This is a genomic window from Sorangium sp. So ce128, from assembly GCF_051525245.1.
GTDB lineage: Bacteria > Myxococcota_A > Polyangia > Polyangiales > Polyangiaceae > Sorangium > Sorangium cellulosum_B.
The window spans coordinates 8,429,958-8,447,631 of the sequence record NZ_CP150313.1 but is presented as its reverse complement, the minus strand read 5'-3'; the positions used below and the strand labels follow the sequence as shown (position 1 = coordinate 8,447,631).

The following is a 17,674-nucleotide window of genomic DNA, read 5'->3' as shown; positions in this document are numbered from 1 at the left end:
GCCTCGCGCGCGGCGCGCCCGCTGTCGACGTGCCCCGGGTACAGGGCTATCGTCAGCGAGGAGGAGCACACGAATGGCGACGAGCCCTCCCGCTTCAGCGAGCACCGTGGGGAGCAGCGTGCCCCGTACGGACGGCCCTCCCAAGGTCACGGGGGCGTCGCGCTACGTCGACGACATCCCGGCGATGCCGGGGGAGATCTTCGGGCGCACCGTGCGGAGCCCCGTGCCCCGCGGGATCCTGCGAGGAGTGCGGCTCGACCCCGCGTTCGACTGGAGCGACGTCACGGTGGTGCTCGCCGAGGACGTCCCGGTCAACGTGGTCGCGCTCATCCTGGACGATCAGCCGATCCTCGCCGCCGGCAGGGTGAACCACGCCTACGAGCCGATCGCCCTGCTCGGCTGCGCGGACCGGCTCAAGCTCGCGCGGGCGGTCCAGGCGGTCACGCTCGACATCGATCCCTTGCCGCCGGTGCTCGACGCGCGCGCCGCGCTCGAAGGCAAGGATCTCGTCTGGGGCACCGACAACGTCTTCAAGCGCTTCCTCATCACGAAGGGGCGCGCCGACGTCGACCGGGAGCGCAGCGAGGCCGAGATCGACGCGGCGCTCGTTCGCTGCGACGTGGTCGTCTCCGGCACGTACGCCACGCACCACCAGGAGCAACTCTACATCGAGCCGCAGGGGGTCGTCGCGTGGTGGGACGAGGCCGGCGCGCACGCGACCGGCTCGCTCCAGTGCCCGTTCTACGTGCACAAGGCGTTTCTGAAGGCGTTCGGGCTCCCGCCCGAGCGGATCCACGTCACGCAGTCGGTGACCGGGGGCGGCTTCGGGGGCAAGGAGGAGTACCCGTCGGTCATCGCGCTCCACGCGGCGCTCCTCGCGAAGAAGAGCGGCCGCCCGGTCCGGATGATCTACGACCGGACCGAGGACATCGAGGCGACGACGAAGCGCCACCCGGCCTCCTGCGAGATCACGAGCGGCTGCGACCGCGACGGGGCGCTCCGCGCGCTGAAGATCCGGATCCTCATGGACGGCGGCGCCTACGCGACGCTATCGCAGGTGGTCCTGTCGCGCGGCGCGCTGCACGCGACGGGCGCCTACCGCTGGGACGACGTCTGGATCGAGGCGACCGCGGTGGCGACGAACACGCCGCCGAACGGCGCCTTCCGCGGCTTCGGCGCGCCGCAGACGATCTGGGCGATCGAGCGGCACATCGACCGCGTCGCGCAGGAGCTCGGCTGCGATCCGCTCGATCTGAAGGCGAAGAACGTCCTGCGCCCCGGCGACTCGACGGCGACCGGCCAGGTGCTCCGCGCGAGCGTCGCGGGCGAGGAGTGCATCGCCCGGGCGATCGCGACGAGCGGCTACCGCCAGAAGCGCGCGGCGGGGCCGGTCGTGCGCGGGCGCGTGGCGCGCGGGATCGGGCTGTCCGTGTTCATGCACGGCGCGGGCTTCACCGGGGCGGGCGAGCGCTTCCTCAAGGGCAAGGTCGCCCTGGATCTCGCGCCTGGCGGCCGCCTCCGCGTCCGCACCGCGTCGACGGACATCGGCCAGGGGACGGAGACGGTGTTCCGGCAGATCGCCGCGGACGCCGCGGGGCTGCCGATCGATCGGGTCGAGTTCGCGGTGCCGTGCACGACGACCGTGCCTGACTCGGGGCCCACCGTGGCGTCGCGCACGGTGATGGTGGTCGGCTCGATCCTCGAGGCTGCGGCGCGCGATCTGGCGGGCCGCGTGCGCGCGGAGCAGGAGGCGGCGCGGGCGGCATGGCAGGCGAGTGCCCCGCAGGGCGGCGCGGCCGAGGCACTGCCGGCGCTGACCTTCGAGGAGGCGGCCGACCGGCTGCTCGCGCGCGAGGGGCAGGTGACGTCGCTGAAGCAGTACGAGCCGCCCGGCTACGTGCGCTGGGACGACGAGGCGTACAAGGGCGACGCGTACCCGTGCTTCGGCTGGGCGTGCGACGTGGCCGAGGTCGAGGTCGACCTCGACACCTTCGAGGTGACGGTCGTCGACTTCTGGTCGGCCGTCGACGCGGGCAAGGCGATCCACCCGGTCATGTGCACGGGGCAGATCGAGGGCGGCAGCCTCCAGGCGATCGGCTGGGCGCTCTCCGAGGAGATCGTCTGGCAGGACGGCAAGATCAGGAACCCGCGGATGAGCAACTACATCATCCCGACGTCGCTCGACGCGCCGCCGTTCCACGTCGTCCTGGTCGAGGAGCCCTTCCCGTTCGGCCCGGGCGGCGGGGCCAAGGGCATCGGCGAGCTGCCGATGGACGGCGCCGCGCCCGCGATCGCCGCGGCGGTGGAGCATGCGACGGGGATCGCCGCGCGCGCGCTGCCGCTCACGCCGGAGCGCCTGTTCGAGGCGGCGCGCGCCGCCGCAACGCCGCGGCAGGCGGCAGGGGGAGGGGATCGCGCATGAAGGTATCGCTCGTCGTCAACGGCTCGCCGCGCGAGGTCGATCTGCCGCCGCTCTCGCGGCTGCTCGACGCGCTCAGGGGCCCGCTCGGGCTCACGGGCACGAAGGAGGGGTGCGCGGAGGGCGAGTGCGGCGCGTGCACGGTGCTGCTCGACGGCGACCCCGTGAACGCTTGCCTCGTCGCGATCGGGCAGTGCGAGGGGCGGCACGTGACGACGGTCGAGGGCCTCGCATGCGCCGGACACCTGTCGCCGCTGCAGCGCTGCTTCGTCGAGGAGGGGGGCGCGCAGTGCGGGATCTGCACGCCGGGCATGCTGCTCTCGGCGGAGGCGCTGCTCGCGCGGAGCCCGGATCCGTCGGAGCTCGAGGTGCGCGAGGCGCTCGCTGGCAACCTGTGCCGCTGCACCGGGTACCAGCGGATCGTCGAGAGCGTCCGCGCAGCCGCCGCGCTGCGCCGCGGCGGGGGAGGGGCGGCGCCGTGAGCCTCGCCGATCTGCGCCTGTTCGAGATGCGGCACGTCGCCGGGCTCGGTCCGCTGTGCGAGATCGTGGCGGAGCGGGCCGCGCTCGGCGCGCCGGTCACGCTCCTGGCCGGCGGCACCGACTGGGTCGTCGAGCAGGAGCTCAGGCCCACGCTCGATGTCGCGGCAGGGAGCCCGGCGGCGCCGCTCGTCGTCGACGTGTCCCGGCTCTCGGAGCTGCGAGGCATCTCGCTCTCTGGCGACACGCTCCGGGTCGGCGCCGCGACGACGTACCTGGAGATGCTCCGGAGCGACGCCATCGCCGCGCGGGCGCCGCTCCTCGCGCGGATGAGCCGCGACGTGGGCGCGGTGCAGATCCAGGCGCGCGGCACGCTCGGCGGCAACCTGGCCACGGCGTCGCCGGCCGCCGATGGCGTCGCCGCGCTCGCCGCCTACGACGCGACCGTCGTGGTGCAGAGCGTCCGCGGGGAGCGGCGCATCCCGATGAGCGCCCTGCAGACGGGCTACAAGCGCACGTCGCGCGCGCCGGACGAGGTGATCGTCGCCGTGGAGATCGCGTTGCCGGCGCCCGGGTCGCCCTGGTACTGGCGCAAGATCGGCGCGCGACGGGCGCAGGCGATCTCGAAGGTCGCGCTCGCGGGCGTGGCCGAGGTGCGATCCGGGCGCGCCGCGCGGCTCGGGCTGGGGATGGCGTCGGTCGCGCCGACGACGGCGCTCCTGCCGAGCGTGCGCGCGCTCTGCATGTCCCGTCCGCTCGCCGAGCTCACCGCGGCGGAGATCGACGCGGCGGTCGCGCAGGACATCTCGCCCATCGACGACGTGCGCTCGACGCGCGCCTACCGGGAGCACTGCGCTTGCGGGGTGGTGCGGGAGCTCCTTCGGCAGCTCGGCGCGCCGGTATGATCATTCCATCCAGTCGAGCTGCGCGGCCTCGGGCCTCCGGCTGCGCCCGCCGGGGAATGTCGGCCGCTCGTACGCTGGCGGCGGGAGCGGAGGTTCCGCGTCCATGTCGTGGCAGCGCGCGCATCGCCGCGGGGTGGTGGTGCCGGCCTGGAAGATGGTGACGCAGCCGCAGGCTGGGCAGATCATGCCGATGTCGTAATTCATGAGCACTCCTCGACGACGAACGCTCCGGGGCGGTCCGAGCGGCGGGAAGATGCGCTGAAGGGGCGACGTGGTTGCGACGGCGCGGCAACATCGCGTGGAAGCTTCGGCCCTGCGGGGCAGCCCATCGGAGGCGTGTCGTCGAGAAGCCCGTCCTCTTCCATTCCCATTCCGAACGCGCTCCTGCACCTGAGAACGAGGCGGCCTCTCTCGGACCGGCGGAGGCCTTCTGTGGCTGCGCGGACGGCGGTGCACGCTCCATTGTCGTCTGCGCTGCCGTCTGGCGTGAGCGCACGTCGGCCTGCGCTGTTCAAGGGCTACTCGATGTTGACTTTCATTTGTAGTAGGCCCCTGATGACCGCGAGTTCGACACGCCGCGAGCCCACCGAGCTCGCGATGCGGTGTGATTCGGTGGATTAGTAATACATATTACATGTCAACGCAGACCCGTCCCTTCCGGGCCCGTCTCGGGCTCGCTGTTCCCGTGCTTCTGATCACCGTGGCCGGGGTCGCTCATGCGCAGTCTCCTGAACCGAGCGCGGAGGCCCCGGGGGATCCAGCGATGCCGGGAGCGCCTCCGGGCACGGGAGCGCCGGCGGCGGGCCGGGACGCACCTGCACCGGCGCCGGCGGCACCTCCCGGCGATGCGCCGGCGGCACCTCCCGGCGATGCGCCGGCGGGGGACCAGGATGCTGCTGCGCCAGCGCCGGCGGCGGCTCCCAGCGCTGCGCCGGCGGCACCTCCCGGCGATGCGCCGGCGGTGAATCACGAAGGCGCTACACCGGCGCCGGCGGCGCCTGCCGGCGACGCGCCGGTGGAGGTGACGGTCGCGGGCACGCGCGTGACGCGGACCGCGGGCTCGGCTCATGTGATCAAGAGCCGCCAGCTCGAGCGCTTCGAGCACGACGATCCCCACGCCGTGCTGGTCAGCGTTCCCGGCGTGTACGTGAGGGGCGAAGACGGGCTGGGCCTGCGGCCGAACATCGGTGTTCGCGGCGTCAACCCCGATCGCAGCAAGAAGGTGACGCTCATGGAGGATGGCGTCCCCATCTCTCCTGCGCCGTACTCCGCGCCAGCCGCTTATTACTTCCCGCTCATCACCCGCATGTCGAACGTGCGCGTGATCAAGGGGCCAGGGGCCATCGCCTATGGCCCGCAGACCGTGGGTGGCACCGTGGATCTCGTCACCCGCTCCGCCCCGTCGCTCGCGTCGGGCGCGCTCGATCTCGCGCTGGGCCAGTACGGCTACGGCAAGGCGCACGCCTATGTCGGGACGAGCGACGGTCAGATGGACTTCCTCGTCGAGGGCGTGCACCTGCGGAGCGACGGCTTCAAGGAGCTCCCGAGCGGCGCGGACACAGGGTTTTACCGCAACGAGGTGATGGTCAAGGGCAGTTACCTCGTCGACCCTGCCGCCCGCATCAAGAACGAGCTCCGCCTCAAGCTCACCTACTCGGAAGAGCTCTCCAACGAGACGTACCTCGGCATCACGGACGGGGACTTCGAGGAGGACCCGCTCCGCCGTTACGGGGTGACCGCGCTCGACCGCATGCGCAACCACCGCACCGCGGTCGCCGTGACCCACGTGCTCGAGCCGTCGCGCGACCTGTCGGTGACGACGACCGTGTACCGGAACGACTTCTCGCGCGTGTGGCGCAAGGTGAACGGCTTCCGCGGGGCCAACCTGTTCGACGTGCTCGCGGCCCCGGACACGCCGCAGAACGCGGTGTACCACGCCGTGCTGACCGGGCAGCTCGACAGCTCGACGCCGGGCGAGGCGCTGCTCATCGGCCCCAACGAGCGCGACTTCGTGTCGCAAGGCGTGGAGACCCGCGTCCGCTGGAACGTCGCCACGGGGCCCGTCTCGCACCGCGTCGAGTACGGCCTGCGCCTGCACCACGATCGGGTCGAGCGCCGCCACAGCGAGAACGGGTTTCTCGTGCTCGGCGGCGCGCTCGTGCCGGACGGCGGACCGACCGTCGTGACCCAGTTCAACGAGGCATGGACCGAGGCGGTCGCGCTCCACGCGAGCGACGCGATCACCTGGAGAGCGCTCACGGTGACGCCCGGCGTCCGGATCGAGCTCATGCGCTCTGCCCTCGTGGATCGCGCGGCGGGGCGCGAGCAAACGCGGCTCGCGCAGGCGCTCCTGCCCGGCGCGGGCGCCTACCTTGCGCTCACCGAGGCGCTCGGCCTCCTGGCCGGGGCCTACCGAGGATTCAGCCCCCCGGCCCCGGGGAGCGACGAGCACGTCGAGCCCGAGCTCAGCGTGAACTACGAGGGCGGCGCTCGCTTCGCCGACGGGCCGCTGCGCGCGGAGATCATCGGCTACTTCAACGATTACTCGAACATCACGGATGTCTGCACGCTCTCCAGCGGCTGTCTCGACGCGGATCTCGATCGCCAGTACGACGCGGGCGAGGCCCGGATCTACGGAATCGAGGCGTATGCGGAGCACGAGGTCCCGCTCGGCCAGCTCAAGCTGCCGATCACCGCGGCCTACACGCTCACCCGCACCGAGTTCCTCTCGAGCTTCGCCTCGGACGACCCCATCTTCGGCCGCGTCGTGAAGGGAGACGAGATGCCCTATGTCCCGCGGCACCAGGCGAGCCTCTCGGTCGGGGTCGAGCACGAGCGCGCCGGCGTCGCCGTGGGCGCCACCTACATGTCCGCCATGCGGGAGAAGGCCGGCAGCGAGCCCATATCCCGGGCGCTCGCCACCGACGAGCAGCTCCTCTTCGACGCGAGCGCCAAGGTGCGTGTCGTCGGGCCGCTCGTGCTCTACGCGAACGCGCGGAACATCCTCGGCTCCCAGTACATCGTGTCGCGCCGGCCCTTCGGCGCCCGGCCGAACGCGCCGCGCTGGATCCAGGTCGGCGCCAAGGCATCATTCTAGAGCGGCGGTCACCCGCTTCGGATACGGGCCCACCTCGACGTTTTCGGTGCTCAGCGCACTGGAGTCTCAGGATCCTACACATCTCGCTTGATGTGTGCTGAGCGACGTGATCAAAGCTGCGGATGGGTTCACCTGCAGCAGAGCACGCAGCGGCGCTCGCCGAGGAGATGAGCGACGCGCACTTCGGCGATGCGCGGCTTTCGAAGCGCCAGAGCAAGCTGGTGCAGAAGCTGGCGCAGGCGCCGGACAAGAGCTTCCCCTCGCTGCTGTCCGACAGCGAGCTGGAGGCGGCGTACCGTTTCTTCGGCAACGACGCCGTCACGCCCGCGGCGATTCTGGCTCCGCATGTGCGCGCCACCCTCGCGCGCATGGAGGCCGAGCCGGTCGTGCTCGCCATCCATGACACCACGACCCTGTCCTTCCGCTCGGACGGCCAGCGGCAGGGGCTCGGACGGCTGCGCTCCTCGGGGCAGACGTTCTTCGCCCACTTCACGCTGGCGGTCAGCGGCGATGGAACGCGCCGCCCGCTCGGCGTGCTCGATCTGAGCACGCACGTGCGCGACGACGGCAGGACGGACAACGAGCACGACCGCTGGGGAGAGCAGGTGGAGCGAGTCGCGGCCTTGGGCGCTACTGCGCACGACGTGGTGCACGTCATGGACCGCGAAGGCGACGACTACGGCCTGTTCGCGCAGCTTTTGAGCGCAGGGCATCGGTTCGTGATTCGGCTCGCGCACAATCGCCTCGTCGAGGCTGACGCCCTCGGAGAGCAGGCCAAGCTCGAGCAGGCGCTCGCGCATGTTCAAGCGGTGGCCGTACGCGAGGTAGAGCTTTCGCCGCGGCCGGCGGGCAATCGCAGCCCTCAACAGAAACGGCTGCATCCTCCGCGCGCAGGACGCTTGGCCAAGCTCGCCCTTGGAAGCACGCGCGTGACCCTGCGGCGACCGAGATCCCAGCCGCGCGAGCTGCCTGCGACGCTGTCGCTGTGGGTCGTACGCGTCTGGGAGATCGAGCCGCCGCCGGGCGAAGCGCCGGTCGAGTGGGTGCTGCTCACGAGCGAGCCGGTCGAGTCCGTCGAGCAGCTGACGCAGCTGGTCGACTGGTACCGGGCGCGCTGGATGGTGGAGGAGTTCTTCAAGGCCCTGAAGACCGGATGCGCCTACGAGAAGCGCCAGATCGAGGACCTGCACGGCTTGCGCAACGTGCTGGCGCTCTTCGCGCCCATCGCCTGGCAGCTATTGCTGCTGCGCAGCGAGGCTCGGCGCGCTCCGGAGCAGCCCGCGACCGCCGTGCTCACGCCCACCCAGATCGAGGTGCTGCGGGTCTTCGCGCGCAAGCCCCTGCCCGAGAACGCCACGGCCCGCGATGCCTTCCTGGCAATCGCCGGGCTCGGCGGACACCTCCGGCGAAACGGCGAGCCCGGCTGGCAGACCTTGGGCCGTGGCTACGAGCAACTCCTCACCCTCGTCCAAGGCTGGAGCGCCGCGAGGGAGGTGGGGAAAATATGATCAATCCTGAGACTGGAGTGCGCTTGCGCGCAGAAAACGCCGATCTGGGCCCGTCTCCTGTGCGGGTGACCGCCGCTGTGCGCTGCATGTAGGAGAGGTGGGCGGGAAGCGAGCGGGGCGCCCGACGTGGACGCGCACGTCGATCAGAGCGGGCGGATGTGGGGGGGAGGCCCCTCTGGAGCTGGAAGGATGTAGGGCGCCGGGCCGAGGCCGTCGCGGACCGCGGCAAGATCGACGCCGGGATCGATGAGGCGCGCGATGCGGCGGCCGTTGAGCGAGACGAGGGCGTCGGCGCGCACCTCCACCGGCCCGCGGCCGCGGCGCTCGAAGTCCTCGCGGATGTGATGGGAGAGCTGCAGGATGAGATCGGGCTGGCCCGCCATCTCGCGCTCCTGCAGGCGCGTCAGGTACTCCCGCGGGCTCACATGCCATGTCCGGCCGGTCTGCCTGCTGCGGACGATGAAGGTGACGCTCCCGTTCTTCTCGCGCACCATCACGCGCCAGGAGAAGCGCATCCCCTGCTCGTGCCAGCGCACGTTGCCGCCGTACGCCAGGAAGCGGAGCGGCATCGCGAGCTGAATCGCGCAGTACGCGGCGCCCAGCGCGAGCCCGAGGGCGCGCAGCGATCGCGAGGGCGGCGCCGCCGGGGGGAGGGCGGGGTCGTCGGTGCGCGCTTGCGGCGCGCCGGCGCCGCCGTGGGCGGGGAGCGCGCGCGCTCGGAGCCGGGAGAGGAGCCGCCGGGGCCACTCCGGGGAGAAGAACACGAGCGCGGAGAGGACCATGATCACCGGGAACATCCCGATCGGAAACAGCGAGCGCGTGACGACGTGGAACAGGATCACCGCGGCGTACGCGAAGGGGCGGAGCCTCCGGCAGAGGAGAAGCCAGACGACGCTGGTGTCGAACAGGAAGCCCGCCCAGCTCATGAGCGGCGCGGCCCACGGGTGCGTGAAGAGCGGGCCGAGGACCGGCATGTCCGTGCGCGAGCCGAGCCAGATGCGGAGCGGCTGCGCGTGCAGGAGCCAGTCGGCGTGGGCCTTCGCGAGCCCCGCGAACGTGTACACGACGCCGACCTGGAAGCGCAGCAGGTAGAGCCACGCAGCGGAGACGGAGCGCTCGCTGCGCCGCGAGAGCAGCGCGTCGATGGACCAGGCGCGGTGCGCCGGCGACGCCGCGAGCAACAGGCCCAGCAGGCTCGCCAGGTAGTAGTGGTTGAGGTACGTCGTGACGTCGATGACCTGCAGGTAGGTGAAGCCGACGACGAACAGGGGCGCCGCGACGCGGAACATGAAGCCGAGGGCGAGCGCCAGGGCGAGCGCCGCGAGCGCCCAGAACAGGGCGTGCATCCCGGCCGGCGAGAGCGGCTCGACCCACGCGAGGCCCCAGTACTTGAAGTGAAAGCTGGGCTTGACGAAGAACTCGTCGATCCAGCCATACGCGATGAAGCGCGCCATGCTCACGCACATCGTGAGCCCGAACAGGGCGCGGAGCGCCGCGAGCCAGGCGATGTCGATCGGGCGAAACAGCGCTCGACGCAGCGCCGCGGCCGCGCGCGACCACGCCGCCGCGAGCCCCAGGGGGCCCGCGCGGCCAGGGGGCTCAGTCGTTGTCACCTTCCGACGACTGGGGCAGCTCGAGGTTCAGCGCGCTGACGAACTCCGTCTTGAGCAGGTCCGTCAGGGCCTTCACGGCGGTGTAGACCGGCTCGACCTTCGCCCGGTCGGTCGAGAGCGCCTGCTCCAGCGGCAGGTCGAGCGCGTCCACGGCCGACTGGGCTCCCGACAGCGCCTGCAGCATGCGATCGGCGAGATCGGCCGAGTCGACCGCGCGCAGCCAGTCGTCGAACCCGACGCCCTCGCCGCCCTCGCCGCAGCCCTGGAACAGGCGCCGGAAGCCGCGCAGGTTGGCCCGGATGTGCGCCGCCGAGGCGAGGGCGAAGCGGGACTCGAGCGCCTCCGGGCAGGTGGGCGTGACGCAGTCCTCGGTGAAGCCGAGCGGGCGCCCGAGCTTCCAGTCCTTCAGCTCCTTCTCGACATAGAACATCGCGTCGCTCACCGCGTTGAGCGCGTCCTGCTCGGTCGCGAAGACGGGGCTCCCCTGGCCGGCCTGGATGAGCTTCTCCCGGAAGCTCCCCGCCTCGGGCGCCCATGCGCGCGCGAGCGCGCCCGCCTGGGCGAGCACGTCCGCGGCCGCCGCGGCGGCGTAATCGGCCTTGCGCTGCGCGAGCTCTCCCGCGCCGAGCGCCGCCCAGGTGCGGTTCGCGTTGATGGGCGAGTACTGCGAGCAGGCGTTGTCGCCGCCGCCGTAGAAGGCGAGGTACTCGAGCGCCGCGAGGCCGCGCCCGTTGATGAGCGACGAGGAGAAGCTCGGCTGCGCATAGGCGCGGCTCACGATCTGCTCCTCGATCTTGCACCGGCTCACGAGGGGCCAGGAGTAGATCTGATCCCGGAGGTCCTGTCCTCCGGGCTGCGTGGAGCTCGCCGCGGGGCCGAAGCGGAAGAGCTCCACCTCCTGCCAGACCGCCATGGCGGCGAGCCAGGCGCCGCGCGCGGCGGCGGCGCTCGGCTCGCCCGGGCCGCGGGCGAGGGCCGCGGCGCTCTCGTGCAGCGCGCGCGCCTGCACCTCGAACTCGCAGGCGCGGTTCAGCGCGCAGTCCGCCGCTGCGGTGATCAGCTTGGCCTTGCTGAAGGGGCCTTCCGCGATGGGGACCGGGGGGCACACGTCGCCGGGGGCCGGCTCGCCGCCCCCCGCGCCCCCCGCGCCAGCGGTCGTGGCGATCGTGGAGGAGGCCGCCGTGGTGCTCGTGGCGCCGCTCCCGATCGACGGCACGGGTGCGGACCCGCCGCTGCCTGGCGGCTGCGCGACGCCGGGCCCCGCGCCCTGGCCCGTATAGACCACCTCGTCCGGGGGCGGCTTGCGGCACCCGGCGGCCGCGGCGACGCCGACGAGCGACAGCAGGAGCGCTGTCGAGAGGCGGCGGCCCGCCCTCTCGCTCCGGGCGCGGTTCATTGTCGGCCTCACGCTGTTCATGCTGCCTCTCCGAGATACGGGCGCTCGCCCGGGGCCCGCCGGCGTCGCGGCGGCCCCGAGCTCGTTTCGCGCGAGAATCGTCCGTCGTACCCTGCCCGTCAACACGGAGGGAGCGCTCCCCCGCCTGTCAGCGCGGCGCGGCGGGGGGCGCCTCCCGGCGCGCGTCGGTCGTGTGAGCGTCAGTCCCTCTGCGCCGGGACCGGCAGCAAGACCAGCGTCGCGTCGTCGTCCTCGGGACCGTCGCTGTCGGACCGGTACCCGGCGGCCGCGAGCCATGCGCCGTTCGGCGACAGCGCGACGCCGTAGAGCGAGTCGTCGGGGCGATCGAAGCTGTAGCGCCGGTATCCGTTCGGATCGAAGCGCGTGTCCAGGGCGCCGTTCTTGTCGAACAGGGCGATCATCCCGTCGACGTTGCCCGTCGCGGGGGTGGCGCTCCCGACCATCACGACGCGATCGTCGGGCAGGGCGAGGAGGTTGCGCCCGCGGTCGTTGTCGCCGGCCACGTCGAGCAGGACGCCGCCGCCCACGCCCCAGGAGGGGTCGAATCCGCCCGTGGCCGTGACGCGGAAGGACACGAGATCCACGGCCCCGCTCTCCTCGGAGCGCCCGTATCCGGTGGTCACGTACTTGCCGTCCGACTGGCGAGCCGCGCCGTAGGCCTCGGCCATGCCGAGCGGGAACGGCGCGAGCCTCACGACGCCGTCCGACGAGAAGGTCGTATCCGGGGTGCCGTCCTGGTTCAGCCGCAGCAGCACGATCTGGTTCCTGCCGCCCACGCTCGTGTAGCCGGAAGAGAAGATCTTGCCGTCGGCCTGCACGAACCCGTTGCGCGGGTTGTCGCCCAGGTTCAGCCCATCGACGTCGAGCGTGTGGACGCCCTCCGTCGCGAACGTGGTGTCCAGGGCGCCGTTCGCGGTGAGCCGCACGATCGCGCGATCCCGATCGGCGCGAGCCGCCGCCTTCCTGCTGGCGAAGAGGACCAGCCGATCGCTCGCGTCGCGGTCGACGCCCCAGAGCAGATCGCCCGTGTTGCCCTCGCCGGCGCCGAGATCGTGGATGGCGATGCCCTCGGTGCCGAAGGTCGTATCCAGCGTGCCGTTGCTGTTGAACCGCACGACCGCGAGATCCGCGTCCGACGGCGTGGCGCTCGGGTCGTGCTCGACCTGGCCGGCGAGCACGATCTTCCCGTCCGACTGCAGGACGATGCCGCGCGCGGTCTCCGTGGTCTTGCCTGCGACCACGTTGACCCTCGCGACCCCGTTCGTGCCGAAGGTCGTGTCGAACGAGCCATCGGTCTTGAAGCGCGCCACCGCCATGTACGTGTCGCCCGCCACGGCCACGTGCCCGGCAGCGTAAGCTCTGGACTCGGCGTCGAACGCGACGGCCCAGAAGCGGTCGTCCGTGGCTTCGTCGAGCGCCACGACCCCTGCGAATCCGGTCGACCAAGGCTCCTCGCCTGTGTCGCTGCCGCCCGTGCCGCCGCCCTCGCCAGCGCCGCCGCCGCCCTCGCCAGCGCCGCCGCCGCCTGTGTCGCTGCCGCCGGCGCCGCCGCCGCCTGTGTCGCTGCCGCCGGTGCCGCCGCCCTCGCCGGCGCCGCCGCCGCCTGTGTCGCTGCCGCCGGTGCCGCCGCCCTCGCCAGCGCCGCCGCCGCCTGTGTCGCTGCCGCCGGTGCCGCCGCCCTCGCCGGCGCCGCCGCCGCCGCTGCTGCTCGTCGAGGGAGCGCCGCCAGCGCCGCCGCCCCCGGAGTTCGCTGAGCCGTCGGAGTCGTCTCCGCACGCAGCCACTCCGCCGAGCAGCACGCACCAGGAAAGTCCGAACGTCGCGAGCACGGTCCGCTGCGCGGACAACCAGGTTCTCTTCACAGGCATGGTCGGCAATCCCTTCATGAACATGAAAATGAAAGTCGTTATCTTTGTTGGGTATAATCTTGCATGCCGTCCACGCTGTCAAGAGATTCTGCTGTCGCTATCCCGCCAAGGCCTTTCCTCGCTGGAAATGCCGCATGGAGGTGAAGGTGTGGAGGTGGTGCGGTGGGTGGGGGAAGCGCGGCGTGTGACGCGCCTTTGACGATGCCCGCATTGCGCCGCGCGACGCTGTCGGGGGCACCTCGCGCGCGGGCAGCCTGCTCGGCGATCGATGACCGCTCGGCGCGCCGTATCGGCAGAGCGACTTCGCCTGGGGGGGTCGGTTTCCTTCCGGAGCACGGAGGATCGCGGCCCGTCGGCCGGAAGGGCGGCCGGCCGAGGTCGCAGCGGGAGTCCCGGCGGAGGCCGGGCCAGCGGCGTTCGGGCGCCGCGCAGGCTGCGTCAGAGCAAGGTCAGGAGGCGTCGGGCGCGGGCCTCGGCCGCCTGGATGATCTCCGCGGACTCCGGCTCGGGGAGCTCGAGCTTCTTGGTCAGCGCTGCGATGTACTGCTTCTCCGCGTCGTGCTGCTCGCCGTCGACGAACGTGAGCAGCACGGCGTGCTGCAGCAGCGCGCGGCGGTCGTCGCCGCCGAGCTCGCCGAGCGGCACGTCGTCCAGGGTCCTTCGCTGGGAGGCGTAGGCGCGGATCTCCTTCGCCTGGTCCTCGTTCGCCTCGAACGCCGCGATCAGCCCCTCCACCATCTCGCGCTCGGCCTCGTGGAACTCGCCGTCCGCCCACGCCACGCTCACGAGCGACTTCACGATCGCCATGCTCTGCTCTTGCATGACGACGAGTGTCGTCGCTCCCCCGGGGCAACGTCAATCGTGAGGGGAGGGCGTCCTCGCCTCGGCGCGCGGGACGATCTGGAGCGCTCCCCGTGCGAGCGGCTCCGTCAGCGAGGCGAAGACCTCCGGCCGCAGCGTCCCAGCGAGCCCGGCGCAGAGCAGGGCGAGCGCGAGGAGCGCAAGCCACAAGGACAGACCTCGCCGGCGCGGGGCCACCAGCGGCAAAGGCGGCCTGTTGCCGTCGTCCATCAGGGCGACCGGAGCGGATCCGGGCGTGGCGCGCTCGGATGCAACGGGGCTCAGCGCCCCGGCGAGCGGCGGGCGCGCGCCGGGGATGGCGCGCGCGGAGGTGCCGGAGACAGCAGCGACCGGCGGCGGCGTGAGGGTGAGGTCGAGGCCAGCGAGCGCCTTCATGCTGCGCGCCGCGCGGCGCTGCGCGCTGTGCTCGGACTGCGCGACGAAGCGCGCGACGAGCTCGTCGACCCGGGAAGCGCCTGCACCGACGCCATCCGCGGGAGGGCGCGCGCTCCGGGATCGCCGCGAGGCGTTCCACACGATCGCATCGATGGGACCGAGCTCCGCCGGGCACGGCGTCTCTTGCGGCTCTGCGTCGGCGGGAGGCTGCGCTGATGCTGCATCCGCGGGCGCGAGGTCAGCGGAGGGCTGCTCGGGAGCTGCTGCGTCTGCGGGCGGCAGCTCGGGAGCTGCGTCGGCGGGTGGTTCCTCGGGAGCCAGATCGGTGGGCGGCTGCTCGGGAGCTGCTGCGTCTGCGGGCAGTTCCTCGGGAGCCAGATCGGCGGGCGGCAGCTCGGGAGCTGCTGCGTCTGCGGGCAGTTCCTCGGGAGCCAGATCGGCGGGCGGCAGCTCGGGAGCTGCATCCGCGGGCGGCTGCTCGGGAGCCAGAACAGCGGGCGGCAGCTCGGGAGCCAGATCGGCGCACGGTTCCTCGGGAGCTGCTGCGCCCGCGAACAGTTCCTGGGGTGCTGCGTCCGCGGGCGGCGCGCCGGCGTGCGCGGTTTCCGGACCGTCGGTCTCCGCCGCCAGCAAGGCCTCGATCGGCGCGGCCGGAGCCGTCGGGTGCGGCGCGGCCGGAGCGTCGTCGTCGCGCTGCGCCGGAAGGGGCCAGGGCAGCGTGTGACGCGCTGCTGGTGTCTCGTCGAACGGCGCAACGGCCGCTCGAGGAACCGCGGGCACGGCGAGGTGTGCCCGACGAACGAGCGGCCAGGCGCCATAGGCCGGCGTGACCTGGAGCGCCGCGTCCGCCGCCATGAACTGGATGGCGGGCGCGCGCGACGTCTCGATGAACTCCGGGACCTCGCTCACGCTGGCAGGCGCGTCCGCCAGGCGCGAGAGCACGGCCCCGTCGGCGGCCTCCCTCTCCTCCCAGACGGCCATGGCCACGGTCGGCGTCGGCTCCTGCGAGAGCGGCGCGACCTCGGCGGGATCCGGGGAGAGCTCGACGAGGATCGAATCGGTCGGCGTCGGTTCCCGGGAAGACAGCGCGACGGCGGCGGGAGCAGGGGAGAAGTCGACGAGGAGCACCTCGATCCCCTCGGGGCTCGTGAGCGCTTCGCTGCAGGCAGAGGAGCCGCTGACGACGAGCGATGGCGCGGGCACGGGCCGCGCTTCTTCAGGAGCGATCTCCGCCGCCGCGCGCGTGAGCGGCGCCACCGGCGCGATCGTCCGAGCAGGCTCGATGAGCTCCGGGATGACCGGGATCTCGGCCGGCGCTGCGGCCCCATGGAGCTCAACCACCGCCTGCACGACGGTCGGGGTCGGCTCCGGCAGCGCCTCGACCTGCTCGCCGGCGTGCGCAGGCGCCGGCGGGTTCTCGGGACACGGCGCGACAGCTACCGCCCCGGCAGCATCGCCTGCGCTCGCAGGCGCCGGGAGCGTCACCCCGGCGATTGCACACGCGACGAGCCCGGGGCTGAGCGTGAGCTCCACGACCGCAGGTGCGACCGGGCCGGGGCTGAGCGTGAGCTCCACGATGGGATTCGGCAGCGGGGCAGCGGGGGCGTCGCCGCGCGCGGCAGCGGGGGCGTCGCCGCGAGCGGCAGCGGCGGTCGCATCGCGCCGCGCTTGCTCCGCTTGCGGCGGCGGCATCTCGTCCGCTTCCGGCGCCGCAGGCTTCGCCTGGACCTCCGGGCGCGGGCGCCTCAGCCGACCGGCCTCCTTCGCGCGCAGCGTCTCACGGGCGAGCCGCGCCAGCGCCCGCCGGGCGGCGTTGCGGTTCACCGGGATCAGCGCGGCCTCGAGCTCCCGCGCGACAGCTTCCGGGTCCTGCTCGTGCGCGGGGCGCGGGCGCGCCGTCGCCGTGAGGTTGGGCATGCTGCCAGCGGACACAGCGAGGAGCCGGGCGAGCAGGTCGCGGAGCAGCCGCGCGGCCTCGGTCGGCGCCACCGCGTCGCCGCGCGTGCGCACCGTGACGGTGCCCTCGGTCGTGAGCAGCACCGCGCGATCGTCGAGCCTGAGGGGCAGGCGCGACGTCGCGTCGCTGACGGCGAGCGCCAGGTAACCCGAGGTCTCCGGCACCAGCGAGGCGCTCCGCGCGTGCGCCGCCGCGACGACCTCCTCCAGCGTGACGCAAGCGCTCACGAGCGCCCCCGGCCCGCCGCGTCGCCCGGCCCGCCTGCGCGCGCCGGCCTGACCGGCACTCCCGCCGCCTCGAGGTACGCCTTCGCTTCGCCGATCGTGTACTCGGCGTCGTGGAAGATCGACGCGGCGAGCGCGGCGTCGGCGCCGCCCTCGACGAGGCCGGCGCGCAGGTGATCCAGCGTCCCGACGCCGCCCGAGGCGATCACCGGGACCGGCACGGCCCGCGCGATGGCGGCGGTCAGCAGGAGGTCGTAGCCGTCCCGCGTGCCGTCGCGGTCCATGCTCGTGACGAGCAGCTCGCCCGCGCCCGCCCGTGCGATCTCCTCGGCCCACGCGACCGCGTCGCGCCCCGTGTCCCGACGGCCGCCGTGGGTCACCACCGTCCAGGCCACGCGCGAGGGATCCACGATCCGGCGCGCGTCGATCGCCACGACGATCGCCTGCGCACCCCAGCGGTCCGCGGCGCGCCGCACGAGGTCGGGATCGTTGACGGCGGCCGTGTTGATCGCGACCTTGTCCGCCCCCGCGTCGAGGAGCGCCTTGATGTCCTGCTCGGACTTGACGCCGCCTCCGACCGTCAGCGGCGTGAACAGCACCTCCGCCGTGCGCGCCACGACGTCGAGGATGATGCCGCGCTTCTCGTGCGACGCGGTGATGTCGAGGAACGTGATCTCGTCCGCGCCCTCGGCGTCGTAACGGCGGGCGGCCTCGACCGGATCACCGGCGTCCCGCAGCCCCACAAAGCGGACGCCCTTCACGACGCGGCCGTCCTTGACGTCGAGGCACGGGATGATGCGCTTCGCGAGCATACGTCCCGCGTTAGCCTACCTGCCACGCCAGGGCCAACTGTTGCGCTGTGCGCCCGCTCCGGCGCCGCGGGGGGCTTCCTCGCGCGCCTCTCGCACGTTTTGCCCGCATTTCCGGCCGCCGGGGAGGCGCAGCGCGCCG

At 72.7% G+C, this 17,674-nt stretch carries 12 protein-coding genes; 5 read left to right on the top strand and 7 right to left on the bottom strand.

Annotation, left to right across the window (positions count from 1 at the left end; genetic code table 11):
• Positions 1–73 precede the first annotated feature (73 nt).
• Genes WME82_RS32030 through WME82_RS32020 form a run of 3 tightly spaced genes read left to right on the top strand, consistent with a single transcriptional unit; the run spans position 74 to position 3,803 of the window.
• The gene (locus tag WME82_RS32030) at positions 74–2,422 is read left to right on the top strand and encodes a xanthine dehydrogenase family protein molybdopterin-binding subunit (RefSeq protein WP_438038403.1); all 2,349 of its coding nucleotides are present in this window, start codon (positions 74–76) and stop codon (positions 2,420–2,422) included.
• Positions 2,419–2,901, top strand: coding sequence for a (2Fe-2S)-binding protein (locus WME82_RS32025; protein WP_012238522.1), 483 nt, complete (start codon positions 2,419–2,421; stop codon positions 2,899–2,901). Before WME82_RS32030 ends, WME82_RS32025 begins: the two co-directional genes overlap by 4 nt.
• Positions 2,898–3,803: an FAD binding domain-containing protein gene (locus WME82_RS32020; RefSeq protein WP_438038402.1), complete on the top strand. Its 906-nt coding sequence runs from the start codon at positions 2,898–2,900 to the stop codon at positions 3,801–3,803. The genes WME82_RS32025 and WME82_RS32020 overlap by 4 nt, the downstream gene beginning before the upstream one ends.
• Here WME82_RS32020 and WME82_RS32015 read toward each other — a convergent pair whose 3' ends face one another.
• On the bottom strand, positions 3,804–4,007 hold the full coding sequence (locus WME82_RS32015; protein WP_437740285.1) for a hypothetical protein: 204 nt from the start codon (positions 4,005–4,007) through the stop codon (positions 3,804–3,806).
• Positions 4,008–4,764: 757 nt separating this feature from the next.
• Between WME82_RS32015 and WME82_RS32010 the strand changes: the two genes are divergently transcribed.
• Positions 4,765–6,900, top strand: a complete 2,136-nt coding sequence (locus WME82_RS32010) for a TonB-dependent receptor family protein (protein WP_438038401.1) — start codon at positions 4,765–4,767, stop codon at positions 6,898–6,900.
• A 122-nt stretch (positions 6,901–7,022) separates the two neighbouring features.
• On the top strand, positions 7,023–8,408 hold the full coding sequence (locus WME82_RS32005) for an IS4 family transposase (protein WP_438037969.1): 1,386 nt from the start codon (positions 7,023–7,025) through the stop codon (positions 8,406–8,408).
• 143 nt (positions 8,409–8,551) lie between these two features.
• Here the strand turns inward: WME82_RS32005 and WME82_RS32000 are convergent, their stop codons facing one another.
• From WME82_RS32000 to hisF, 6 genes are all read right to left on the bottom strand, one after another.
• Positions 8,552–10,021, bottom strand: a complete 1,470-nt coding sequence (locus WME82_RS32000) for an HTTM domain-containing protein (protein WP_438038400.1) — start codon at positions 10,019–10,021, stop codon at positions 8,552–8,554.
• Complete coding sequence (locus tag WME82_RS31995; protein WP_438038399.1) at positions 10,008–11,438, bottom strand: imelysin family protein; 1,431 nt, start codon at positions 11,436–11,438, stop codon at positions 10,008–10,010. The genes WME82_RS32000 and WME82_RS31995 overlap by 14 nt, the downstream gene beginning before the upstream one ends.
• A 179-nt stretch (positions 11,439–11,617) precedes the next feature.
• On the bottom strand, positions 11,618–13,306 hold the full coding sequence (locus WME82_RS31990) for a delta-60 repeat domain-containing protein (RefSeq protein ID WP_438038398.1): 1,689 nt from the start codon (positions 13,304–13,306) through the stop codon (positions 11,618–11,620).
• 438 nt (positions 13,307–13,744) lie between these two features.
• Positions 13,745–14,128 (bottom strand): TerB family tellurite resistance protein, encoded by a 384-nt coding sequence (locus tag WME82_RS31985; protein WP_437740280.1) that lies wholly within the window; start codon positions 14,126–14,128, stop codon positions 13,745–13,747.
• Positions 14,129–14,161: 33 nt separating this feature from the next.
• The gene (locus WME82_RS31980; RefSeq protein WP_438038397.1) at positions 14,162–16,726 is read right to left on the bottom strand and encodes a hypothetical protein; all 2,565 of its coding nucleotides are present in this window, start codon (positions 16,724–16,726) and stop codon (positions 14,162–14,164) included.
• Positions 16,723–17,535, bottom strand: coding sequence for an imidazole glycerol phosphate synthase subunit HisF (hisF, locus tag WME82_RS31975; RefSeq protein ID WP_438038396.1), 813 nt, complete (start codon positions 17,533–17,535; stop codon positions 16,723–16,725). The genes WME82_RS31980 and hisF overlap by 4 nt, the downstream gene beginning before the upstream one ends.
• Positions 17,536–17,674: the final 139 nt, after the last annotated feature.

What these genes read in the sequence shown, in the direction of transcription:
- WME82_RS32015 (WP_437740285.1), bottom strand. Translation starts at nt 4,007, where the DNA reads ATGAATTACGACATCGGCATGATCTGCCCAGCCTGCGGCTGCGTCACC.
- WME82_RS31995 (WP_438038399.1), bottom strand. Translation starts at nt 11,438, where the DNA reads ATGAACAGCGTGAGGCCGACAATGAACCGCGCCCGGAGCGAGAGGGCG.
- WME82_RS32005 (WP_438037969.1), top strand. Translation starts at nt 7,023, where the DNA reads ATGGGTTCACCTGCAGCAGAGCACGCAGCGGCGCTCGCCGAGGAGATG.
- WME82_RS32030 (WP_438038403.1), top strand. Translation starts at nt 74, where the DNA reads ATGGCGACGAGCCCTCCCGCTTCAGCGAGCACCGTGGGGAGCAGCGTG.
- WME82_RS31990 (WP_438038398.1), bottom strand. Translation starts at nt 13,306, where the DNA reads ATGCCTGTGAAGAGAACCTGGTTGTCCGCGCAGCGGACCGTGCTCGCG.
- WME82_RS32025 (WP_012238522.1), top strand. Translation starts at nt 2,419, where the DNA reads ATGAAGGTATCGCTCGTCGTCAACGGCTCGCCGCGCGAGGTCGATCTG.
- hisF (WP_438038396.1), bottom strand. Translation starts at nt 17,535, where the DNA reads ATGCTCGCGAAGCGCATCATCCCGTGCCTCGACGTCAAGGACGGCCGC.
- WME82_RS31985 (WP_437740280.1), bottom strand. Translation starts at nt 14,128, where the DNA reads ATGCAAGAGCAGAGCATGGCGATCGTGAAGTCGCTCGTGAGCGTGGCG.